Origin of the sequence: Pseudomonas sp. CP4, assembly GCF_047758505.1 — a bacterium.
GTDB classification, from domain to species: domain Bacteria; phylum Pseudomonadota; class Gammaproteobacteria; order Pseudomonadales; family Pseudomonadaceae; genus Aquipseudomonas; species Aquipseudomonas fluorescens_AO.
The window spans coordinates 751,850-773,028 of the sequence record NZ_CP180489.1 but is presented as its reverse complement, the minus strand read 5'-3'; the positions used below and the strand labels follow the sequence as shown (position 1 = coordinate 773,028).

The window sequence follows — 21,179 nt, the reverse complement described above, 5'->3', positions numbered from 1 at the left end:
GAAAGCGGAGTGTCAGTCATAGATGATCTGATTGACCTGACGCCTTCGTGAGCAAGCTCACTCCCACTGGTTTCGTGGCTTGCCCGGAAATTCCTGAACGCCCGCAAATCCAGTGTGGGAGCGGGCTTGCTCGCGAAAGCGGAGTGTCAGTCATAGATGATCTGGCTGACCTGACGCCTTCGTGAGCAAGCCCACTCCCACATTTTTCGTGGTCGCTCAAAAATTCCTGAACACTCGCAAATCCAGTGTGGGAGCGGGCTTGCTCGCGAAAGCGGAGTGTCAGTCATAGATGATCTGGCTGACCTGACGCCTTCGTGAGCAAGCCCACTCCCACATTTTTCGTGGTTGCTCAAAAATTCCTGAACACCCCCAAATCCAGTGTGGGAGCGGGCTTGCTCGCGAAAGCGGAGTGTCAGTCATAGATGATCTGGCTGACCTGACACCTTCGTGAGCAAGCTCACTCCCACAGGTTTCGTGGTTTGCTCAGAATTGCCGAACACCCGCCAATCCAGTGTGGGAGCGAGATCCATTTTCGGTGCACAAAAAAGCCCGGCATCGCTGTCGGGCTTCGGTGTCTTCAGCGCTTCACGCGGCGATCTTGTTAGCCGCCATTTCCTTTTTGTGGCTCGCCTTCAAGGCTTCCATTTGCGCGCCCAGTTCCTCGAGCTTGGCTTTGCCCAGAAGCTTCTGCGCTTTCGGGAACATTTCCTCTTCTTCCTCTTCGATGTGGTGCTCCAGCAGCTCCTTGACCACTTTGACCCGACCGGCAAATTCCGGCGTGCCCGGATCGGTTTCTTTCAGATCAGGCAGCACCAGCGAGTCCACGGTGCGGTGCTCTTCCTTGGCCTCGTAGTACATGATGTCTTCTTCCTTGCTGCCGGCTTCCTTGAAGGCAGGGTAAAGAATTTCTTCTTCGAGGCGAGTGTGGATGGTGATTTCCATTTCCAGTTTGCCCAGCAACTCGACGCGTTTTTTCAGCGCGCGGTCGGTGGACTCACTCAGTTGGCTGAGGATGGCTTTTACTTTTTCATGGTCGGCTTTGAGAAGGTCGATGGCATTCATTTTTTTAAGGCCTCTGCTTTTCACGGATTGAACACAGCGTTCTTTTTTTCACGCTGCTGTGTATTCAGGAAGAGGCTATCGCAGGACTCATGCCAACTCGCCGATCAAGCACAACCCTTCTAAATCAAGGGCTGGCATCGAAGCAGGCACAATGCTTTCGTGCAGCCTGCAAGATCTCCGCGCAACAGACATTGCATATAACAAGCCCGGCATAAGCCGGGCTGTGGTGATGCTGAGACGGGCCTGCATCTCTGGTTCACCGGTTCGCCTGGGAAGGCGAAATGCGACCGACATGCTTGGGCCCCGCCAGTGCCCAGGCGATCAGACCGAACAGCGGCACAAACACGATCAGCACGATCCACACGCCTTTATTGCTCGATTTCCCCTCGCTTTTACGCACCCGGTTGATGGCCCAAAGCTCGATCAGCACGAGAATGACCGCCAATACGATCCACACGGTTTCGATTTGCATAGGCTTACCTCCTGATGGTCTGTGCGTTAGGCGACAAGCGGGGCGTTGGGTTCATTCTTTTTGCCCGGGACAAGCGGACGCAGTGGTACCCGGTTGCAAAATAGATGTCTGATTGCCGCTGCGGCCTATATCCTCAGCGCCACACGTTTGGGCTGGAACAGGGACAGGGCAATGGCATTCAGGGTGATGGTCGTCGGTGGTTACGGCAATTTCGGCAGCATCGTCTGTCGGCATCTGGCGCAGATGCCAGAGATTGAGCTGCTGCTGTCGGGCCGCGATGCGCGCAAGTTGCAGCGCAAGGTTGACGAGCTGCAAGCGCAGTCGGGCCGCCCGTGCGAAGGCTGGTGCGGCGATGCAATGGGCGCAGATTTTCAGGCGGCGCTGCGCGAGCTCAATATCCAGTTGGTGGTGCACACCGGCGGGCCGTTTCAGGGGCAATCCTACGCAGTGGCTGAAAGCTGCATCGGCGCCGGGGTCAATTATTGCGATCTGGCTGACTGCCGCACCTTCGTCAACGGCATTGATGTACTCAACGCCCGCGCCAGGGAAGCCGGCGTAGCGGTGCTCAGCGGTTGCAGCTCCGTGCCGACCTTATCTTCGGCAATCATCGATCAGCAGCGCTCGCGTTTTGCGCGAATCGACTCGATCGAGCATGGCATTTCTTCCTCGGCAAAAATGCCGGGGCTGTCCACGGTCGAAGGCGTGCTCGCCTACGCAGGCAAACCGATCAAACAGTTGAAGAATGGCCAGGCTCACGAAGTACTGGGCTGGCTCGACCTGACCCTGCGCAGCATGCCGCAACTGGGCACGCGGGTGCTGGCCAATGTCGATGTGCCGGACATGGATATTTTCGCACGCCGCTATGGCGCACAGACGCTGCGCTTCAAGGCTGGCGCCGGCCTGAAGCTCGGCGGCGTCGCCAATGCCTTGCTCGCGCAAGCCTTGCGCTTCGGTCTGGTGCGCGATCATGTGCGCTGGGCGGCGCGTCTGCATCGACTGGGCACGTGGTTCGAACGCTTCGGTGACGGCAAAAGCGCGATGTACATCGATGTTCAAGGCATCGGGGTTGACGACCAGCCACTGAGCATGACCGCGCAACTCACCGCACTGACTGACAAAGGCCCGGAAATCCCCAGCTGCGCCGCCGTCGCTCTCGCTAGCAAAATGGCTCGGGGTTATGTACCGCAGCCCGGCGCGCGGCCGTGTGTTGGCGAAATCAGCGTCGATGAATATCTGGCGGCGATCAACGATCCGGCCAATCTGAGCCTGTCGGTTCAGTTCGCCGAAGGGCAGCGTTGAGATGCTCTATCTTTGTTTGAAGTACCTGCACGTCATTGCGGCGATTTTCCTCTTTGGTTTCGGCATGGGTTCCTACCTCTACCTCATCGCCGCCAGCCGCAGCGGCAACCCGCAAGTGATCGCCCATGTTGCACGAATGGTGGTGCGCTTTGATACGTGGATCACCACGCCGGCCGGGTTTGTGCAGGTCATTACCGGCTATCTGCTGATGCGGCTCTCGGGGCTTTCGATGAGCACCGAATGGCTGCTGACTTCGCTGATCATTTTCTTCTGTGTCGGCGCGTTGTGGCTGCCGGTGCTGGTATTGCAGAAGCGTTTGCAGAGCATGGCGCTGAGCGCGGGCGAAGGTAGCCTGCCTCTGGATGATCGCTACGCGAGCACGTACCGCTGGTGGTTCTGGATGGGCGTCGCCGGGTTCGCCGGAATGTTTGTCATCGTGCTGATGATGGTGACGAAGATGACGCCGCTGCAACTGATCGGGTCAGCCGTGGGCCTTTAGAAAACGGCTTTCGTGATCCGCAGTCGGCAGCAGGCAAGTGTCGTACTTGCCGAACAGCCGATACCGATTCAGCGCGATGCGATCGTAAGCCCAGTCGCGCAGACGACGCGGGAAGATCCGCAGCAGTTTCAACGGCTGCCAGCGCACTGGCAGTTGCCCGACCACTTCAAGGAATGCATCTGATCGTTCCCAATAGTTGCGGTCGCGGATCACCGCCATGGTGTCGAACTCGTCCAGCGGCAAACCGGCCCATGCCAGCAAGGTCTGGCCCTCGGGCGACTGCACGGTCGCCAGACGCACATGGCGCTGACGGTCATGGCGAATCAGAAAACGCGCCCAGCCGTTGCACAGTTTGCACACGCCGTCGAACAGCACCACGGTTTCGCCGGGTTCGAGCAATGGCGCGGAGGTGGGGCGGGTTTTCATGGCAGGCATCGGCGGATGTCCTTGGCGGCGGGTGTCGCGATCATAACCTCAATCATCGGACTATAAGAGTGGATCGCGCCGGTATTGCCCCGGCGATATTCCGTGCACGCGGCGGAAGGCAGCGCCAAACGCCGCGTCGGACAGATAGCCCAGTGACGCGGCGACAGTGGCCACATTGTCCCGGCCATTGCGCAAGCGGAACGCGGCCACGCGCATCCGCCAGCGCGTGGCGTACTCGACCGGCGCTACACCCATGCAAGTTTTGAATAACGCGGCGAAACCCGATCGCGACATACAGGCAATCTCGGCCATTTGCGTCAGGCGCCAGGGCTTTTCCGGAGCCGCATGAATGGCGCGCAAGACGCCAGCGATCGCCGGTTCCCGCAGCCCGCCCAGCCACGCCAGTTGTTCGGCATCGGCGCTGTTGATGTGATGGCGCAGCGCATGGATGAAGATCAGCCGCAGCAGGTCGTTGCACATCGCCTGCGAGCCAGCCTGATGCGACGGCCACTCGCGGCCCAGTTCATCCAGCAGCCAGCCAAACGACGAGGCGCCTGCGGTTTCGGCACGAATGATCAGCGAGGCGGGCAGCACATCGAGCAGCTCGGTTGCGCCGGGGCCCGACAGCGACACGCTGCCGCCCAGCAACTCAACGTCCTCGCCGACACCGCACGTTGCCGAGGCGCCGTCATGGGCGAAAACATCCGCTGCGTTAATCGCTTCGACATCGGCGCCGCTGGCCAGAATGAACGGCGTGCGCGACACCACAAAACAGTCGCCGGTCTGCAACAGGCGCGCCGGCATGCCTTGCATGCGCAGCCAGCATTCGCCTCGTCGCACCACGTTGAATTTCAGTTCGATGGGTTGGAAACGCAGCGCCCAGACGCCTCCCGCTTGCAAGCGAACCGAGCAGGCTGCGCGCAGTTCCGAGAGTGCCAATACGGCAGAGAGTGGGTCGCCTGCAGGACTTTGGATGATCACGACAGAAACCTGGATTTATCAGACTGGTTCGTCCCGAGAGCTTAGCCAAGAATGAAGGCCTTCGATAGCTCACTCAGGATTACGCCCATGGCCACGCTTCAACAACCTGTGCAATCACCGTTCAACGCCGCCAGCACAGCGGCTGAAGTCATGGCCGGCATCGATCTGCGCGGGCAGCTCGCTGTGGTCACCGGCGGTTATTCCGGCCTGGGTCTGCTGACGGTGAAAAGCCTCGCGGCGGCGGGCGCGCAAGTCATTGTGCCGGCCAGAGATACGGCGCGTGCTCAGGCAGCATTGGCGGGTGTTGACGGTGTCAGCGTGATGCCCATGGATCTCATGCAGGCCGAGTCGGTGGCGGCGTTCAGCCACAGCGTGGTCAGCGCGGGTCAGCCAGTGTCATTGCTGATCAACTGCGCCGGAATCATGGCCGCGCCATTGCTGCGTGATGCCGATGGCCATGAAAGCCAGTTCGCGACCAATCACTTGGGCCACTATCGCCTGACCTGCGGCCTTTGGCCGGCGCTGGTCAAGGCTGGGCAGGCGCGGGTGCTGTCGGTGTCCTCGCGCGGGCATCAGATTGCCGGGGTCGACTTTGATGACATCGATTTCTTGCAGCGGCCGTATGACAAATGGGTCGCCTATGGTCAGTCGAAAACGGCCAACGCCTTGTTCGCGATTGCACTGGATCAGCGTGGGCGTAGCCATGGCGTTCGCGCATTTTCATTGCATCCGGGGCAGATCCTGACGGACCTGGCACGGCACTTGAGCACGGCGGAACTTGCCACATTCGATGCGCTGGATGAGCAGGGCCGGCCACGGCTGGATGCCCACAACGGACTGAAAACGGTGGAGCAGGGCGCCGCGACGGGGTTGTGGTGTGCGACCAGTGCGGCGCTTGCGGAGTTGGGTGGCGTGTATTGCGAAGACTGCAATGTTGCGCCGATCAATCAACCTGAAGTCGGCCGCAAGGGTGTTGCGAAATGGGCGGCGGATGGCGAGTTGGCGGAGCGACTCTGGGCGGTTTCGGAGCAATGGACTGGGCTCACGGTGGCATAAATCGAGTCTAAGGCCAAAAGCCCCCTCACTGTAGAGACCGAGGTGTTTAGTAGAGATACGCCGACCTGAAATACCGGGTCGAACTCAGGTTTTGAACAGCACCTAGATCGGCTCCCTCTTCCTCGGGAGAGGGCTGGGGTGAGGGGCTGAGGTTTCCAGCAAAACGCACAATCGCGGCGCTCACTCCCCCAGCTTCGCCCAGAATTCCTCCGCCGACGGACTGATCGGTGCCGTCGGGCGAGTCAAATGAATCTCCAGTGGAATATCCCAACTTTCATCCAGTGCCCTGACCAGACGCCCGTCAGCCATTTCCTGTTCGGTCAGGCTTTTCGGCAGCCAGGCCACGCCTTTGCTTTCCAGCGCCATCGACATCAGCACTGCGGCCAAGTGGCTGCTGAACAGCGGTTTCAGGTGCAGATAATCAGCCTTGCCATGCAACCTGTGGGCGACGATTCGGCCCAGGCCGGATTCGTGGGTGTAGGCCAGATAGGGCAGGGTTTCAGGCGATGTGCCAAATTGCGCTGAAGCACTCGCCAGCGGCACGAGTACATCCTCGCCGACCTTCTTGCCCATGAACTGATCAGGTGCCAGCAACGGCGGAACGTCGGGGTGGCGATGGCACAGCAGGAACTGCACCTGACCATGAATCAGCATCTGTTCGCACACGGCCATGCTGTCGGAGTGCAGGCGAACCGCGTCGATTGGCGCGCCATTCTCGGCGCTGCGCAACCAGCGTGGGAAGAAGGTGAATGACAGCGAATGAGTGGCGGCGAACTGCAAGGTTTTCGCCGCCATGCCAGCCACTTCCTGGGCCTCGGAGCGCATGCGGTAAAGGCTTCTGGCCGCTTCCTGGGCGCTGGGCAGAATCTGCCGGCCGGCTTCGGTCAACGTTGCGCCTTGCGGGGTGCGCACGAACAACTCCACACCCATCCAGTTCTCCAGCGAGCGCACTCGGCGACTGAACGCCGGCTGCGTCACATGGCGCGCTTCGGCGGCCCGGACAAAGCTGCCGTACTCGGCAAGTGCTGAAAAATCCTCAAGCCAAACCAGTTCCAAGGGCAATGCCTCCTGTGCATAGGGCGCGGCATTAATAGCATTGGGCGGGTGTCGTCGCAAAGCATAACGTTGGGCCACCACAACAAGAGGAACCCGTCATGCGTATCGTCGATATCCGTGAAAAAACCGTCTCCATCGCATCCCCGATCGCCAATGCCTACATCGATTTTTCGAAGATGACCTGCTCGGTCGTCGCGGTCATTACCGACGTGATCCGCGATGGCAAACCGGTCATCGGTTACGGCTTCAACTCCAACGGTCGCTACGGCCAGGGCGCGTTGATGCGCGATCGCTTTCTGGCGCGGATCACTGAAGCCGACCCGGAAACCCTGATCGATCACGAGAACAATAACCTCGATCCGTTCGCCATCTGGAAAACCCTGATGACCAACGAAAAACCGGGCGGGCATGGCGAGCGTTCAGTAGCGGTCGGCACTATCGATATGGCGGTGTGGGACGCGGTGGCGAAGATCGAAGGCAAGCCGCTGTATCGTCTCCTTGCCGATCGTTATCGCGACGGTGTGGCCGATGACAAAGTCTGGGTGTATGCGGCTGGTGGTTATTACTATCCGGGCAAAGACCAGACCAAGCTCAAGGCCGAAATGCAGAGCTATCTGGATCGTGGCTATGACGTGGTCAAAATGAAGATTGGCGCGGTACCGCTGGACGAGGATATTCGCCGCATCGAAGCGGTGCTCGAAGTGGTGGGCGACGGCCAGCGCCTGGCGGTCGACGCCAACGGCCGCTTCGATCTGCAGACCGGTATCGCCTACGCCGAAGCGATCAAGAAGTACAACCTGTTCTGGTACGAAGAAGTCGGCGACCCGCTGGATTACGCCCTCCAGGCCGAGCTGGCCAATCACTACGAACTGCCGATGGCCACCGGCGAAAACCTCTTCTCTCACCAGGACGCCCGCAATCTGTTGCGCCACGGCGGCATGCGCCCTGACCGTGACTACCTGCAATTCGACTGCGCGCTGTCCTACGGACTCGTCGAGTACATGCGCACCCTGAAAGTGATGGAAGAGCTGGGTTGGTCCTCGCGCCGCGTGGTGCCGCATGGCGGTCACCAGATGTCGCTGAACATCGCTGCCGGTCTGCACCTGGGTGGCAATGAATCGTACCCGGACGTGTTCCAGCCATTCGGTGGTTTTGCCGATGGCATCCGCGTCGAAAACGGCTACGTCGGGCTACCGGATATCCCGGGCGTCGGCTTCGAAGCCAAATCTGCGCTGTATGCCGTCATGCGTGAACTGGGCGAGGGCTGATTCGGTTTCATCTGCGGCCTCGATTTCCGAGGCCGCAGCTTCGGGCGTCATCCTCGACGCCAAAGCCACATGCCCACCACAACAATAAAATGAGGTGCTTCCGTGGAAACTTCAAAATCGCGCTGGTACAGCCAGCTCTATGTGCAAGTGCTGATCGGCATCGTCATCGGCGCTGCCATCGGGTACTTCGTGCCGGACATCGGCGCCAAGCTCCAGCCGTTTGCCGACGGTTTCATCAAGCTGATCAAGATGCTCCTGGCGCCGATCATTTTCGGCACGGTAGTGGTCGGTATCGCCAAGATGGGCAGCATCAAGGAGGTCGGCCGCATCGGTGTGAAAGCGCTGATCTACTTCGAGATTCTGTCCACCATCGCTCTGGTGGTCGGCCTGATCGTAGTCAACGTGGTCAAGCCCGGCGCCGGCATGAACATCAACGCCGGCACTCTCGATGGCAGTGCTGTCAATAAATACAGCCAGGCGGCGAGCGAGCAGGGCGGCCTCGTCGAATTTTTCCTCAATATCATTCCGCATACCTTCCTCGGCGCCTTCTCCAATGGCGTCATGCTGCAGGTGATTCTGTTGTCGGTGCTGATGGGCGTCGCCTTGGTGCAAATGGGCGAAACCAGCAAACCGCTGATCAACACCATCGATATGTTCCTGCAAGGCCTGTTCAAAATCGTCGCGATGGTCATGCGTCTGGCGCCGTTGGGCGCGGGGGCCGGCATGGCATTCACCATCGGCAAATACGGCATTGGCACTCTGCTGTCGCTGGGGCAGTTGCTGGTCGCGCTGTACATCACCACGCTGATCTTCATCGTCGTCGTACTGGGCACGGTGGCGCGATGGTCGGGTATGCCGATGATGCAGTTTCTGCGCTACTTCAAGGATGAAATCCTGATCACGCTGGGCACCTGTTCGACCGAAGCGGTGCTGCCGCGAATGATGGTCAAACTGGAAAAGCTCGGCTGCAAGAAATCCGTGGTCGGCATGGTTCTGCCGACGGGCTACACCTTCAACGCAGACGGCACCTGCATCTACCTGACCATGGCGGCGATCTTCATCGCCCAGGCGACCAACACGCCGCTGACGTTCATGGATCAGATGATCCTGCTCGGCGTATTTCTGCTGACGTCCAAGGGCTCGGCCGGTGTGGCGGGTGCCGGGTTCGTGACCCTTGCGGCGACCCTCACCACCATTCACTCCATACCTCTGGTGGGCCTGGTGTTGCTGTTGGGCATCGACCGCTTCCTCAATGAGGCGCGGGCGGTAACCAACCTGATTGGCAACGGCATCGGCACCATTGCCATCGCCAAGTGGGACAACTCCTTCGATGTCGAAGCATGCGAGCGGGAAATCGCCGCCATGAAACACGCCAAGGCCGAACGTAAATCGTTGCTGGCGCATAAGTAAACCCGAAGCGTGGCGATCAGCACCTCTGTTGGCGATCCGGGTCGCTGAAAGAGGTGCTGATCGACACCGCACGGGCTGCTTGGGTTGACACTCCTATCTTACTCATGAAATATATAGCGCACTATACAATAGCGAACTATGAAATGAGCTCGAGCCGAAATCACGTGGGAACGCAGCTGTCGTTTTCACTCTACGCCGCTGCCAACCGGGTCGTGCGTTTGCATAAGCCGTATCTGGAACCCCTGGGCATAACCTTTCCGCAATATCTGGTGATCCTCCAACTTCTCGATGGCGCGCCACTGTCGGTGGGCGAACTCGGCACTTACCTGGCCATGGATGCGGGAACCATCACGCCGCTACTCAAACGCTTGGAAAGCGCCGGACTGGTCACGCGCAAGCGCGATCCGGCAGACGAGCGCCGCGTGCTGATCGACCTGACGCCTGAAAGCCGAGCCATGGAAAATGACATCAGAGCCATCACCGGCAAAATCAAATCTGCCTGCCAACTCGATGAGCAGGGGATTGAGGCGATTCGTCTGACGCTGGATGCGCTTGCCCATCCGGCGGCTGACTGAGCCGACGACTCAATCCAAACGCGCGCTCAACCGGGCGATAACACACGTACCAGAGAGGGTATTGAAATGAACATCGGAATCATCGGCGCCGGCCACATCGGCGCGACGCTGGCACGCAAGCTGGCGGCCTGCGGTCATCAGATCAAACTGGCCAATTCGAAAGACCCGCAAAGCATTCAGACGCTCGCTGACGAGGTCGGTGCCAAGGCGGTGACCAAAGAGCAGGCCGTGGCCGACGTCGACGTGATTATCCTGTCGATTCCCTTCGCCCGATACCCTGATTTGAAACAAATGCTGAGCCAGGTTCCCGAGCAAGTCGTGGTCATCGATACCTCCAATTATTACCCGCAGCGTGACGGGGCAATCAGGGAAGTGGACGAGGGCAAACCTGAAAGCGTCTGGGTCAGCGAGCAGATCGGCCGCCCGCTGATCAAAGCGTGGAACGCCGTACTCGCTGCTACGCTGGCCGATCAAGGTCAACCTGCCGAATCCGCAACTCGCATCGCCTTGCCAGTCGCCGGCGATGATGTGCGTGCTGAGGCGATCGCGCAGGATCTGGTCGAAGAAACCGGATTCACCGCGCTCGCTGCCGGCGGTCTTCAGGATTCATGGCGTCAACAACCCGGGACCCCCGCTTACTGCACCGAGCTGACCCTGCCGGAACTCAAACAGGCGCTCGAAGCTGCGGACAAAGCCCGCGCGCCGCTGAACCGCGATGCTTTGATGGCCCGATTCATGGCGCCCGGCACAGAGTTCACCCGCGAGCAGATGGTTGCGATCAATCGGGAAATGACTGCCTGATTAGCGAGCCGACGCCTTCAGGTTTAAAGTCAACCTCAATTGAAATGTGCATTGGAGTGGGACGATGAGAATTGGCGAACTGGCGAAAATCAGCGGACTGACGCCGTCACGCATCCGCTTCTACGAGGCCAGCGGCCTGATCTACTCCGTCGCGCGTACCGCCAATGGCTAAAACCAGCCGGTGCTGACACGCCACAAATCCCCAGCCATGCCGAAAACCTGTGGGAGTGAGCTTGCTCGCGAAGGCGTCGGCACATGCAACATGGATGGCGACTGGCAGAACGCTTTCGCGAGCAAGCCCGCTCCCACAGTAGATGATTCGCCCAGATCCTTGGCAACCTCAAAAACCAGCTTGTATTGCCACACCACAAATCCCCAGCCATGCCGAAAAACCTGTGGGAGTGAGCTTGCTCGCGAAGGCGTCGGCACATTCGACACCATCATCGCCTGACACACCGCTTTCGCGAGCAAGCCCGCTCCCACAGTAGATAGATGATTCCCCCAGATCCTTGGCAACCTCAAAAACCAGCTTGTATTGCCACACCACAAATCCCCAGCCATGCCAAACCTGTGGGAGCGGGCTTGCTCGCGAAGGCGTCGGCACATGCAACATGGATGGCGACTGGCAGAACGCTTTCGCGAGCAAGCCCGCTCCCACAGTAGATAGATGATTCCCGCCAGATCCTCAGCAACCTCAAAAACCAGCTTGTGCTGCCACACCACAAATCCCCAGCCATGCCGAAAAAACTGTGGGAGCGAGCTTGCTCGCGAAGGCGTCGGCACATTCAACACCATCATCGCCTGACACACCGCTTTCGCGAGCAAGCCCGCTCCCACAGTAGATAGATGATTCCCCCAGATCCTTGGCAACCTCAAAAACCAGCTTGTATTGCCACACCACAAATCCCCAGCCATGCCGAAAAAACTGTGGGAGCGAGCTTGCTCGCGAAGACGTCGGCACATTCAACACCATCATCGCCTGACACACCGCTTTCGCGAGCAAGCCCGCTCCCACAGTAGATAGATGATTCACCCAGATCCTTGGCAATCTCAAAAATCAGCTTGTATTGCCACACCACAAATCCCCAGCCATGCCAAAAACCTGTGGGAGCGGGCTTGCTCGCGAAGGCGTCGGCACATTCAACAGCATCATCGCCTGACACACCGCTTTCGCGAGCAAGCCCGCTCCCACAGTAGATAGATGATTCCCCCAGATCCTTGGCAACCTCAAAAATCAGCTTGTGTTGCCACACCACAAATCCCCAGCCATGCAAAAAACTGTGGGAGCGAGCTTGCTCGCGAAGGCGTCGGCACATTCGACACCTTCATCGCCTGACACACCGCTTTCGCGAGCAAGCCCGCTCCCACAGTAGATAGATAATTCCCCCAGATCCTTGGCAACCTCAAAAACCAGCTTGTGCTGCCACACCGCAAATCCCCAGGGTTCAGTGGTGTGCAGATTCATGCAGCTCATGGTTATCTGTTGAGCCAGTTTCTTTCGCCAGTGACCAATCTAAGAACGGACGAGTGGGGCGGCTCGCTGGACAATCGTGCGCGCCTGTTGGCCGAGATTGTTAACGCGTTCAGGGCTGTGGTTTCCAGGGATTTTGCCGTGGCTGTCAAACTCAATTCGCAGACTTCCAACGAGGCGGGTTCAGCGTTGAGGACGCCAGGCACTTTCGGACCCGACAATACAAGCAGTGGATTGCGAAGCGCTGGATGTAAGACCTCAGGCCTTTACCGCGTACCAGGTAGAGGTTCATCCGTTGGCGATAGCTTGGTCATTTCGCAACCCCACAACTGCAAAAACGGCTGGCTGATACTAGCCGGCCCAACCCATCGGCTGATGAACTCGCAGTTGCCATCCATGCATAACTGGTAATCGCCGGCCTGCGGGGTTCGGCCCAATTGCAGTGGTTGCAGCGGCGGCAAATCGCGTCGGAAGTGCCAACTGCCGTTTTCCAGCCGGGCATCGTCGGGTATCTCCATGCCAGCGCCGTTGCCGCGAACCCTGGCCTGCTCAAGAACCAGACCTTGGGCGGTGACGCGGTAGTCTTCCTCCCAACGGATCTTTTCGATGCTGTGGTTCCATGCCAGGGTAAAATTCGCTACCGGCAACTGCGCCCAGATACTGCCGGCCAGACCCAGGCACAAACCGATCATGCATTGGCCGCTGCGGCGCGCCGCGAGCGCCAGACGTGTTGCACGATTACCAGAATCCCGAGTGCGAAGCCGATTTCATCGGTCACCGGCAGTGCCACGATCAGCAGAGCGCCCGCAGCAAGACTCAGCACCCGTTCCCAAAGCAGCATTTTCTGTTGCAGAAAACCGGTAGATGCCATGCCCCAGAGACCCACCGCCAGAAGAGTCTTGATCAGCATGTAGGCAGTCGCCCACAAGTTGTCGCCTTGCAACATTAGCGCCGGGTTGTAGACCGCCATGAACGGGATGACGAAACCGGCCAGCGCGATGCGCACCGCCCACAGGCTGATCTTGAAGCCGCTTTCCTTGGCAATCGGCGCGGCGGCAAAACAGGCGAGGGCGACCGGCGGGGTCAGGTCGGCGAGGATGCCGAAGTAGAACACGAACATGTGCGACACGATCAGTGGCACGCCCAGCTCCAGCAGGGCGGGCGCGGCGATCGAGCTGGTGATGATGTAGTTGGGAATGGTCGGAATGCCCATCCCCAGCACCAGGCAGGTGATCATCGTCAGGATCAGCGACAGCAGCAGGTTGTCGCGGCCGATGGCGAGGATGTAGCCGGCAAACGTCGAAGCGACGCCGGTGAGCGAAACGATGCCGATAATGACGCCGACCAGTGCGCAGGCGATGCCGACCGGTACCGCGTGGCGGGCGCCCTCGACCAGCGCGTGCAGGCAGATCAGCAGCGTGTCGCGACCGCCCTTGATGACAGCGCAGACCAGCACCAGGGCGGCAATGACCGCGAAAATCACCGCGATGCCAAGCTGGAAAAAACCTGTGCAGAGCACGCCCAGGGCAATCCAGAACGCACAACGCAGGCCAAAGCTGTGCACCCGGAAAATGATCGCCGAGCCGAGAATCACGATGGCGGTCAATGCCAGACCGACCATGCCCGAGAACAGCGGTGTGCGCCCGGAAAACAGCAGGTACACCAGAACCAGCAGAGGAATCAGCAAATACCAGCGGGCTTTCACCGCGCCCCATGCGCTGGGGCACTGGTCTTTGGGCAGGCCCTTGAGGTTGGAGCGCTTGGCTTCCAGATGGACCATCCAGAACACCGAACCGAAATACAGCAGGGCCGGAATCAGCGCCGCCTTGGCGATTTCGACAAAGGGCACATTGATCGTCTCAGCCATGATGAAGGCGACCGCGCCCATCACCGGAGGCATGATCTGGCTGCCCATGCTGGAGGTGGCTTCCACGCCGCCGGCGAATGCGGCGCGATAGCCAAAGCGCTTCATCAGCGGGATGGTGAATTGGCCGGTAGTCACGACGTTGGCGATCCCGGAGCCGGTGATCGTCCCCATCAGCGCCGACGAGGCCACGGCCACTTTTGCCGGTCCTCCCAGCTTGTGCCCGAACAAGCCCATGGCGAAGTCGGTGAACAACTTGATCATGCCGGCCTGCTCGAGGAATGCGCCAAACAGGATGAACAGGAAAATGTAGGTCGCCGACACATACGTCGGCGTGCCGTACAGCCCTTCGGTGCCGAAGGACAATTGATTGATGATCTGGTCGAAGCCGTAGCCGCGATGGGCCAGTTCGCCGGGCAGGTATTGCCCGAACAGGCCGTACGCCAGGAACAGCCCGCAAATCACCGGCAGCGCAATGCCCATCACCCGTCGCGCGGCTTCGAAGACCAGTGCAATCAACACGATGCCGATAACCAGATCGGCCGACGTCAGATCACCGGAGCGCTGGATCAGGTCGGCTTCGAACACCCATTGATACAGCGCGGTAGCGATGGCGGCCAGGCTCAGCAGCCACGCCAGCGGTTGCCACGGACGGTCTGTGCCGTGTGCGGGATAACTGAGAAACACCACCCACAGCAGGAAGCCGACGTGCACCGCACGCAGCACCTGGCTGGAGAGGGGTGAAAAGGCTGCGGTGACGATCTGGAAAATCGAGAACAGCAACGCTACGTAAAACAGGGTTTTCGGCCAGTCCCGTGGGTTCGCGGAGATACCGTGATGCTCGTCACTCATTGGCTGCCTTCCTCATGACCACGCAAGGGAATCGACGCTGCAGTGGCCGTCACGCCACTGCGCACAAGCGCTTATAAAGCGCCTTTTTCCTTGTAGTAGCGCTCGGCGCCGGGGTGCAGCGCGATCGGCAGGTTTTTCGCGGCTGCTTCCAGCTTGATGTCCTTGGCCGCCGAATGGGAGTTACCCAAGCGCCCCAGGTTGTCGAACAGCAGGCGGGTCATGTCATAGACGACGTCATCCGGCAGGTCGGCGCGGGTCACCAGAATATTGGTGATTGCCACGGTAGGCACGGCTTCGGCCTGTCCGTCGTAAGTGTTGGCCGGGATCATCGCACTCTGATAGGCCGGATTGCCGATTTTTGCCACTACTTCACTCGGGATAGCCACGTAGTTCAGCGGCATCACCGACGACAGGTCGCGAATGGCGGCCATGCCCAGTCCCGACGATTGCAGGGTGGCATCCAGTTGCCGGTTTTTGATCAATTCCACCGATTCGGCAAACGGCAGATATTGCACCTTGTCCATGTCCTCGTAGGTCAGGCCGGCCGCTTTGAATATTGCCCGCGCATTCAATTCAGTGCCGGATTTGGGGGCGCCGACCGAGATGGTCTTGCCCTTGAGATCGGCGAGGGTTTTGATCCCCGACTCCTGGCTGGCGACGATTTGGATGTAATTGGGATAGGCACCGCCCAAGGCGCGCAATTTGGTCAGCGGTGCTTTGAAACCGGCGTCTTCGACACCGTTTTTGGCGTCGGCCACTGAGTCGCCCAAAGCCAGGGCCAACTCGCCGCGACCGGCCTGTAGCAAATTGAGGTTTTCCACCGACGCTTTGGTGGCCTGCACCGATGTCTTCGAACCGGCAATGCCGTCGCTGTAGATTTGCGACAGGCCGACGCCGATCGGGTAGTAAACCCCGCTGGTTCCGCCGGTGAGGATATTGATGAACACGGGCGCGGCCTGCGCAGCACTGCTAAGGGTCAGCGTGGCGGCGGCCAGCAGGGCAAAGCGTGTTTTGACTCGCATGGGGGCACTTCTCCGTCTTGTTATGGTTGTAAGCAGAGTGATTGCACTTTAGCCGGTCCCGGCTGAACGTGATCGTCACGACGTCAGTTCATCCCCAGCCAGTTCGGCAGCACCAGTGAGATCCATGGCACGTAAGTAATCAGGATCAGGAACAGCAGCAGAATCGACAACCAGGGCATCGCGGCTTTGACTGTGGCGGGCAAGGACATGCCGGTCACCGCCGAGGTCACGAACAGGTTCAGGCCCACCGGTGGCGTGATCAGGCCGATCTCAAGGTTGACCACCATGATGATGCCGAGGTGAATCGGATCGATGCCCAGTTTCATCGCGATAGGAAAGAGGATGGGCGCCAGGATCAGGATGATCGCTGACGGTTCCATGAACGCGCCGGCAACCAACAGCACAATGTTGACCATCAGCAGGAACGTCACCGGCGTCAGCCCGGCTTCGATCACCCAGGCAGTGATTTGTTGAGGTAACTGTTCGGTGGTCAGCACGTGGGCGAACAGCATGGCATTGGCAATGATGAACATCAGCATGATGCTCAGCTTGGCCGAGTCGAGCAAAACCTTGGGTGTCTCGCGAAAGGTCAGATCCTTGTAGACGAACAGAGCGATGAAGGCCGAATAGACGGCTGCCACTGCGGCAGCTTCGGTCGGGGTGAACATGCCCGAATAGATGCCGCCGAGGATGATCACCATCAGCAACAGGCCCCATATTGCCTTGCGTGCCGTACTCAGAAACTCGCGAAGCGTCGCACGCGGCAAGGCGGGGAGATTTTTCTTCACCGCGACGATGTAGATCGCCACCATCAATGCCGTGCCCAGCAGCAGGCCAGGCACCACGCCGGCCATGAACAGCTTGCCGACGGAAGTTTCTGTAGCGGCGGCGTAAACCACCATCACGATCGACGGCGGGATCAGGATGCCCAGCGTACCGGCGTTGCAGATGATCCCTGCACCGAAGGCCTGCGGGTAGCCCGAGCGGACCATTCCGGCAATCGCAATCGAGCCCACCGCAGCGACCGTGGCGGGACTTGAACCGGAGAGGGCGGCGAACAGCATGCAGGCCAGCACCGCCGCGATGGCCAGGCCGCCGCGAATATGCCCGACACAGGCGTTGGCGAAGTCGATCAGCCGGCGGGCGACGCCACCGGTGGTCATGAAGGCCCCGGCCAGCAGGAAAAACGGAATGGCCAGCAGCGTATAGTGTTCCGAGGTCTCGAACAGTTTGATCGCCAGCGAGCGCACCGAGTCGGGACTGAAGAAAATGATCGTCAGGGAGCCGGCCAGGCCCAGTGAGATGGCGATCGGCACGCCGATGAACATCAAGGCGAACAGGGCCACGAACAGGAAGGCGATGGTCATGGCTTGTCATCCTCGTGTTCGGCAAGTTTCAGCGCGTCGGCCGCTTCATCGGCCAGGCCGAGGCCGGTCTGACGGTTGAGCAGGATGCGCAGGAGAATTTCAGCGAAGCGGATGAACACTAGCGCGAAGCCCAGCGGCACGATCAACCCGACATGCCACTGCATGACGCCGAAATGGCCGAGATCCTCGGCGCCGATACCGGCGTTCATCAAGGTTTCAATCCATTCGAAGCTGGCGACGGCGAGCAGCCCCGCGTAGGCCAGACAGCACAGGCAGGCGAGGATGCCGATGTAGCGCTGTACCGATCTGCGTGCCAGCTTGACCAGTGCGTCGACACCGATATGCCCGGCGGTGCGCACGCCATAGGCCAGGCCGAAAAAAATCAGCCAGCCGAACAGCGCTTTGGTCAGGGCAGTGCTCCACGTCATGGCCTGCGCCATGCCCATGATCTGATCGCCAACAGCGAACAGCGGAACACTGGCCGCCGGCCAATGATCGGCGAGCCAGTAAAACAGACTGTAGAAATTGTTGAGGATCACGTAGACAAACGTGACGAGGGTCATGGCCGCCAGAAGGAAGACGATGAAGCCTTCCTCGAAGTGTTCCCAGATTCGCCGAAGCGCTTTCATGGATGGCATCTCACGTCGAGTGAAGACGGGCAGGCGCCGACGCAGCGGCGCCTGCCTTGCGATTATTGCGCCTGGTTTGCGGCTTCGGCAGCAGAGATCAGCTCAGGGCCGATTTCGCCTTCGAACTTCTTCCAGACCGGTTTCATCGCATCGCGCCACTGCGCACGTTCTTCTGGCTTAAGCGTGATGATTTCCGTGGTTTTGGCGGCAAGGATGCGCTGCTTGTCACCCTCGTTCAGTTGCTGGGCTTCCTTGTTCACGTGGGTGGTGACTTCCACGACGATCTTGTCCAGTTCGCTGCGCACGTCGGGCGGCAGGCCGTTCCAGAATTTGGTGTTGGTGATCAGCATATAGTCCAGTACACCGTGGTTGGATTCGGTGATGTACTTCTGCACTTCATGCATCTTCTGGCTGTAGATGTTCGAGTAAGGATTCTCTGCCCCGTTGACCACACCGGTCTGCAGGCCTTGATATACCTCGGCAAAACTCATCTTGCGCGGATTGGCGCGCACCGCCTTGAACTGTTCCTCCAGTACGGCCGAGGCCTGCACCCGGAACTTCAGGCCGCGCGCATCAGCCGGTACACGCAGTGGCTTGTTGGCCGACAGTTGCTTCATGCCGTTGTGCCAATAAGCCAGTCCCGTGATGTTTTTGCTTTCCATGGATTTGAGCAGGCCCTGACCTTGCGGGCTCAGTTGAAAGCGGTCGACAGCGTTGATGTCATTGAAGAGAAAGGGCAGGTCGAACAGCTGCACGGTCTTGGTGTATTGCTCGAACTTGGCCAGCGACGGCGCAATCATCTGCACATCGCCGAGCAACAGGGCTTCCATTTCCTTGCCGTCACCAAAGAGCGAGGAGTTGGGATACACCTCGACCTTCACCTTGCCCGGCAAGCGTTCCTCGACCAGTTTCTTGAACAGCAACGCACCTTGCCCCTTGGGCGTCTGGTCAGCGACCACATGCGAGAACTTTATGATCACCGGGTCTGCCGCCATGGCCGGGTTCATGCTGCTTACCGCCAAAGCGCAGGCAAGTGCGCTGAACAGAGATCTGAGCATCTGGGTGATTCCTCTTGTTTTTATTGTGATGACCGCTCGACGCGCTGAACGCGTTCAAGTGCCGAGACAAGTTCAAGTCTAGGCAGAAATATCTGATTTGCCGGGGAATTGACGAGAAAGGGTAAAACACCAACGAAAGGTCGAACGCTGATCCGCGCATTGAGCTCCGGCACGGTGCATCCAGCCGAGCGAGATCCCTTCAGTGTTTCACCGCATTCTCGATGATCTGATCCCAAGGCGGCGTTGCAGGGAACAACTCAAGCAGAAACGCCGTGAACGCTTTGACATTCGGGCTACCGCGACGGCTTTCCGGCCACAACGCGGTAATGGCGAAGCGTTCCACGGTGAACTGCGGCAGCACCGGGACCAATTCGCCCCGACGAACATACGCCGCCGCTACGTAGTGCGGCGAAATGCCGATGCCGCCGCCGGCAGCCACTAGCGCCGCGACCGCATCGCTGGCATCGACGGTGAAGGCCGCGTCGGGTGCCAGCTCCAACTGTTTGTCACCAGCCAGATACGGCCAACGCAAACTCTGCCCGGTGCTTTGATAACGAAAATTCACGCATTCATGCTCGGCGAGATCCTCGACGGTAAGTGGAGTGCCCTTGCGCTGCAGATAGTCCGGCGAGGCAAACGCACCGATGCGATGTGGTCCAAGCTGGCGAGAAATCAGTCGCGAATCCGCAAGATTGCCAACCCGAACCGCGACGTCGATGCCTTGTTCGATGAGGTCGGCATACTGATCACCGAGCCGCAGATCGATCGTCACCTTTGGATATTGCTCGCGAAACCTCGGCAGGGCCGGCGCGAGAATATTCAGTCCAATCGGCAACGGTGCGGTGACCTTCAATACGCCCGATGGCTCAGCACGGGAGGCGACGGCGGCCTGATCGATGTCTTCGACTTCACGCAGAATCCGCAGCGCCCGTTCATACAGGTCGCGGCCCTCCGGGGTGAGCACCAGCGAGCGTGTGGTGCGGGTGAACAGCATCAGGCCGAAATGCTCTTCGAGCCGCTGCACGCTTTTGCTGATGGCCGACGGCGACACCGACAGTGCTCGCGCGGCAGCCGTATAGCTGCCCAGCGACGCCGCGCGTGCAAAGGCAATGAGCCCGGTTAAACGATCCAATCCAATTTGTGCCTTCATGGCACTAGTAAAGCGACTTCTGGCCCAATTATCAACGTGGCTTTCAAGCCGTAGTCTTGTTCCATCGAACGCCATTCAGGTGTTCCAGACGGAGACTCAGCATGAACATCAGCCAAACCCTGCCTTCCACTCTCACCAAAAAAACCGTGGTCATTTTCGGCGGCACCTCCGGCATCGGCCTGGCCGCTGCGGTGCAAGCGAAGGCCGCTGGCGCCAAAGTCATCGTGATTGGCTCGAACGCCGCACGTGCCGAGCAGGCCGCCAGCGAGCATGGGCTCGATGGCTGGCGTGCAGCGGACGTGACTGACAACCAGGCTATGGAAACCGCATTGGCCGGTATCCCTCAGGTCGACCACCTCGTTCTGCTCGCCGGCACTTTTGTCGCGGGCACCGTGCTCGCGGCTGATCTCGCTTACCTGCACCGCGCGTTCGATGAACGCATCTGGGCATCGATCAATGCGATTCGGGCCCTCGGCGACAGGCTGGCAAAAGACGGCTCGATCACTTTTATCTCCGGCTCTTTGGCTGATCGCCCGAATGCCTACGGCACCGCTGTGCTCGCGGCGGCCTCGGCAGCGATGGAAGCACTGGCTCGCGGTCTGGCTCTGGAATTGGCACCCGTGCGGGTCAACACACTGTCGCCCGGCCCGATCAACACCCCGATTCTCGGTAAGGCACTGGGCGAGGGGCGCGATGCATTCGTTGCTTCCCTGGAGCAGGTGCTGCCCCTGCATCGCCTCGGCACAGCAGCAGAGGCGGGCGCGGCAGCGGTGTTCCTGATGAGCAATACCTTCATGAACGGCGCCGTACTCAACATCGATGGCGGCGCACGCCTGGTTTGATCCAGTCCACCTTTTTGAG

22 protein-coding genes and 2 pseudogenes are annotated in these 21,179 nt (G+C 59.6%); 10 read left to right on the top strand and 14 right to left on the bottom strand.

From position 1 onward, the window contains the following. Positions 1-585: 585 nt before the first annotated feature. Both ACMYUN_RS03265 and ACMYUN_RS03260 read right to left on the bottom strand, forming a co-directional pair. Positions 586-1,062, bottom strand: a complete 477-nt coding sequence (locus ACMYUN_RS03265) for a hemerythrin domain-containing protein (protein ID WP_039764120.1) — start codon at positions 1,060-1,062, stop codon at positions 586-588. A 256-nt stretch (positions 1,063-1,318) separates the two neighbouring features. Further along, positions 1,319-1,534: a PLD nuclease N-terminal domain-containing protein gene (locus ACMYUN_RS03260; protein WP_039764119.1), complete on the bottom strand. Its 216-nt coding sequence runs from the start codon at positions 1,532-1,534 to the stop codon at positions 1,319-1,321. 171 nt (positions 1,535-1,705) lie between these two features. Here ACMYUN_RS03260 and ACMYUN_RS03255 point away from each other — a divergent pair, with 171 nt between their 5' ends. Next, positions 1,706-2,833, top strand: coding sequence for a saccharopine dehydrogenase family protein (locus tag ACMYUN_RS03255; protein WP_415762843.1), 1,128 nt, complete (start codon positions 1,706-1,708; stop codon positions 2,831-2,833). Between the two features lies 1 nt (position 2,834). Next, complete coding sequence (locus ACMYUN_RS03250; protein ID WP_264364966.1) at positions 2,835-3,332, top strand: DUF2269 family protein; 498 nt, start codon at positions 2,835-2,837, stop codon at positions 3,330-3,332. Here the strand turns inward: ACMYUN_RS03250 and ACMYUN_RS03245 are convergent. Together ACMYUN_RS03245 and ACMYUN_RS03240 are read right to left on the bottom strand one after the other, a co-directional pair. Further along, a complete protein-coding gene (locus tag ACMYUN_RS03245; protein ID WP_415762842.1) occupies positions 3,315-3,767 on the bottom strand; it encodes a thiol-disulfide oxidoreductase DCC family protein in 453 nt (150 codons plus the stop codon). The genes ACMYUN_RS03250 and ACMYUN_RS03245 overlap by 18 nt on opposite strands. Positions 3,768-3,818: 51 nt before the next feature. Continuing rightward, positions 3,819-4,739, bottom strand: coding sequence for an AraC family transcriptional regulator (locus tag ACMYUN_RS03240; RefSeq protein ID WP_415762841.1), 921 nt, complete (start codon positions 4,737-4,739; stop codon positions 3,819-3,821). A gap of 87 nt (positions 4,740-4,826) precedes the next feature. On the opposite strand from ACMYUN_RS03240, the gene ACMYUN_RS03235 reads away from it, so the two are divergent. Next, positions 4,827-5,795: an oxidoreductase gene (locus ACMYUN_RS03235; RefSeq protein ID WP_415762840.1), complete on the top strand. Its 969-nt coding sequence runs from the start codon at positions 4,827-4,829 to the stop codon at positions 5,793-5,795. Positions 5,796-5,975: 180 nt separating this feature from the next. Here ACMYUN_RS03235 and ACMYUN_RS03230 read toward each other — a convergent pair whose 3' ends face one another. After that, positions 5,976-6,851, bottom strand: a complete 876-nt coding sequence (locus ACMYUN_RS03230; protein ID WP_415762839.1) for a LysR family transcriptional regulator — start codon at positions 6,849-6,851, stop codon at positions 5,976-5,978. Positions 6,852-6,949: 98 nt separating this feature from the next. Here ACMYUN_RS03230 and ACMYUN_RS03225 point away from each other — a divergent pair, with 98 nt between their 5' ends. The 5 genes and pseudogenes from ACMYUN_RS03225 to ACMYUN_RS03205 form a co-directional block, all read left to right on the top strand. Continuing rightward, the gene (locus ACMYUN_RS03225) at positions 6,950-8,119 is read left to right on the top strand and encodes a mandelate racemase/muconate lactonizing enzyme family protein (RefSeq protein WP_039764111.1); all 1,170 of its coding nucleotides are present in this window, start codon (positions 6,950-6,952) and stop codon (positions 8,117-8,119) included. A 102-nt stretch (positions 8,120-8,221) separates the two neighbouring features. Continuing rightward, entirely contained in the window at positions 8,222-9,529 is a 1,308-nt protein-coding gene (gene dctA, locus ACMYUN_RS03220) for a C4-dicarboxylate transporter DctA (RefSeq protein ID WP_415762837.1), read from the top strand. A 143-nt stretch (positions 9,530-9,672) separates the two neighbouring features. Further along, positions 9,673-10,104, top strand: coding sequence for a MarR family winged helix-turn-helix transcriptional regulator (locus ACMYUN_RS03215; protein WP_415762835.1), 432 nt, complete (start codon positions 9,673-9,675; stop codon positions 10,102-10,104). Between the two features lie 12 nt (positions 10,105-10,116). Further along, positions 10,117-10,905 (top strand): NADPH-dependent F420 reductase, encoded by a 789-nt coding sequence (locus tag ACMYUN_RS03210; RefSeq protein ID WP_415763951.1) that lies wholly within the window; start codon positions 10,117-10,119, stop codon positions 10,903-10,905. 64 nt (positions 10,906-10,969) lie between these two features. Beyond that, positions 10,970-11,074, top strand: a pseudogene (locus ACMYUN_RS03205) (MerR family DNA-binding transcriptional regulator); the annotation flags it as partial. A 171-nt stretch (positions 11,075-11,245) separates the two neighbouring features. On the opposite strand, the gene ACMYUN_RS03200 reads toward ACMYUN_RS03205, so the two are convergent. Together ACMYUN_RS03200 and ACMYUN_RS03195 are read right to left on the bottom strand one after the other, a co-directional pair. After that, the gene (locus tag ACMYUN_RS03200; RefSeq protein ID WP_415762834.1) at positions 11,246-11,551 is read right to left on the bottom strand and encodes a hypothetical protein; all 306 of its coding nucleotides are present in this window, start codon (positions 11,549-11,551) and stop codon (positions 11,246-11,248) included. A 226-nt stretch (positions 11,552-11,777) separates the two neighbouring features. Further along, on the bottom strand, positions 11,778-12,221 hold the full coding sequence (locus ACMYUN_RS03195) for a hypothetical protein (RefSeq protein WP_415762832.1): 444 nt from the start codon (positions 12,219-12,221) through the stop codon (positions 11,778-11,780). A 125-nt stretch (positions 12,222-12,346) separates the two neighbouring features. Here ACMYUN_RS03195 and ACMYUN_RS03190 point away from each other — a divergent pair. Further along, positions 12,347-12,579, top strand: a pseudogene (locus ACMYUN_RS03190) (2,4-dienoyl-CoA reductase); the annotation flags it as partial. A 63-nt stretch (positions 12,580-12,642) separates the two neighbouring features. On the opposite strand, the gene ACMYUN_RS03185 reads toward ACMYUN_RS03190, so the two are convergent. From ACMYUN_RS03185 to ACMYUN_RS03155, 7 genes are all read right to left on the bottom strand, one after another. Then, on the bottom strand, positions 12,643-13,068 hold the full coding sequence (locus ACMYUN_RS03185) for a DUF1850 domain-containing protein (protein ID WP_415762831.1): 426 nt from the start codon (positions 13,066-13,068) through the stop codon (positions 12,643-12,645). Next, entirely contained in the window at positions 13,065-15,092 is a 2,028-nt protein-coding gene (locus ACMYUN_RS03180; protein ID WP_415762829.1) for a TRAP transporter permease, read from the bottom strand. Before ACMYUN_RS03180 ends, ACMYUN_RS03185 begins: the two co-directional genes overlap by 4 nt. Before the next feature lie 71 nt (positions 15,093-15,163). Next, the gene (locus ACMYUN_RS03175) at positions 15,164-16,114 is read right to left on the bottom strand and encodes a TAXI family TRAP transporter solute-binding subunit (RefSeq protein WP_415762827.1); all 951 of its coding nucleotides are present in this window, start codon (positions 16,112-16,114) and stop codon (positions 15,164-15,166) included. Between the two features lie 83 nt (positions 16,115-16,197). Beyond that, positions 16,198-17,481 (bottom strand): C4-dicarboxylate TRAP transporter large permease protein DctM, encoded by a 1,284-nt coding sequence (gene dctM, locus ACMYUN_RS03170; RefSeq protein ID WP_415762826.1) that lies wholly within the window; start codon positions 17,479-17,481, stop codon positions 16,198-16,200. Continuing rightward, entirely contained in the window at positions 17,478-18,110 is a 633-nt protein-coding gene (locus tag ACMYUN_RS03165; protein WP_415762825.1) for a TRAP transporter small permease, read from the bottom strand. Before ACMYUN_RS03165 ends, dctM begins: the two co-directional genes overlap by 4 nt. A 62-nt stretch (positions 18,111-18,172) precedes the next feature. Further along, on the bottom strand, positions 18,173-19,168 hold the full coding sequence (gene dctP / locus ACMYUN_RS03160; RefSeq protein WP_415762824.1) for a C4-dicarboxylate TRAP substrate-binding protein DctP: 996 nt from the start codon (positions 19,166-19,168) through the stop codon (positions 18,173-18,175). A gap of 199 nt (positions 19,169-19,367) precedes the next feature. Further along, positions 19,368-20,393: a LysR family transcriptional regulator gene (locus ACMYUN_RS03155; RefSeq protein ID WP_415762823.1), complete on the bottom strand. Its 1,026-nt coding sequence runs from the start codon at positions 20,391-20,393 to the stop codon at positions 19,368-19,370. A gap of 26 nt (positions 20,394-20,419) precedes the next feature. Between ACMYUN_RS03155 and ACMYUN_RS03150 the strand changes: the two genes are divergently transcribed. Beyond that, positions 20,420-21,160 carry an SDR family oxidoreductase gene (locus tag ACMYUN_RS03150; RefSeq protein WP_415762822.1) on the top strand — a complete coding sequence of 247 codons (741 nt, stop codon included), beginning with the start codon at positions 20,420-20,422 and terminating at the stop codon, positions 21,158-21,160. Positions 21,161-21,179: the final 19 nt, after the last annotated feature.

Excerpts from the sequence above, each read along its gene's own strand:
- ACMYUN_RS03265 (WP_039764120.1), bottom strand. The coding sequence starts at position 1,062 with ATGAATGCCATCGACCTTCTCAAAGCCGACCATGAAAAAGTAAAAGCC.
- ACMYUN_RS03260 (WP_039764119.1), bottom strand. The coding sequence starts at position 1,534 with ATGCAAATCGAAACCGTGTGGATCGTATTGGCGGTCATTCTCGTGCTG.
- ACMYUN_RS03255 (WP_415762843.1), top strand. The coding sequence starts at position 1,706 with ATGGCATTCAGGGTGATGGTCGTCGGTGGTTACGGCAATTTCGGCAGC.
- ACMYUN_RS03250 (WP_264364966.1), top strand. The coding sequence starts at position 2,835 with ATGCTCTATCTTTGTTTGAAGTACCTGCACGTCATTGCGGCGATTTTC.
- ACMYUN_RS03245 (WP_415762842.1), bottom strand. The coding sequence starts at position 3,767 with ATGCCTGCCATGAAAACCCGCCCCACCTCCGCGCCATTGCTCGAACCC.
- ACMYUN_RS03235 (WP_415762840.1), top strand. The coding sequence starts at position 4,827 with ATGGCCACGCTTCAACAACCTGTGCAATCACCGTTCAACGCCGCCAGC.
- ACMYUN_RS03225 (WP_039764111.1), top strand. The coding sequence starts at position 6,950 with ATGCGTATCGTCGATATCCGTGAAAAAACCGTCTCCATCGCATCCCCG.
- ACMYUN_RS03215 (WP_415762835.1), top strand. The coding sequence starts at position 9,673 with ATGAGCTCGAGCCGAAATCACGTGGGAACGCAGCTGTCGTTTTCACTC.
- ACMYUN_RS03195 (WP_415762832.1), bottom strand. The coding sequence starts at position 12,221 with ATGTGCCGACGCCTTCGCGAGCAAGCTCGCTCCCACAGTTTTTTGCAT.
- ACMYUN_RS03185 (WP_415762831.1), bottom strand. The coding sequence starts at position 13,068 with ATGATCGGTTTGTGCCTGGGTCTGGCCGGCAGTATCTGGGCGCAGTTG.
- ACMYUN_RS03180 (WP_415762829.1), bottom strand. The coding sequence starts at position 15,092 with ATGAGTGACGAGCATCACGGTATCTCCGCGAACCCACGGGACTGGCCG.
- ACMYUN_RS03175 (WP_415762827.1), bottom strand. The coding sequence starts at position 16,114 with ATGCGAGTCAAAACACGCTTTGCCCTGCTGGCCGCCGCCACGCTGACC.
- dctM (WP_415762826.1), bottom strand. The coding sequence starts at position 17,481 with ATGACCATCGCCTTCCTGTTCGTGGCCCTGTTCGCCTTGATGTTCATC.
- ACMYUN_RS03165 (WP_415762825.1), bottom strand. The coding sequence starts at position 18,110 with ATGAAAGCGCTTCGGCGAATCTGGGAACACTTCGAGGAAGGCTTCATC.
- dctP (WP_415762824.1), bottom strand. The coding sequence starts at position 19,168 with ATGCTCAGATCTCTGTTCAGCGCACTTGCCTGCGCTTTGGCGGTAAGC.
- ACMYUN_RS03155 (WP_415762823.1), bottom strand. The coding sequence starts at position 20,393 with ATGGCGTTCGATGGAACAAGACTACGGCTTGAAAGCCACGTTGATAAT.
- ACMYUN_RS03150 (WP_415762822.1), top strand. The coding sequence starts at position 20,420 with ATGAACATCAGCCAAACCCTGCCTTCCACTCTCACCAAAAAAACCGTG.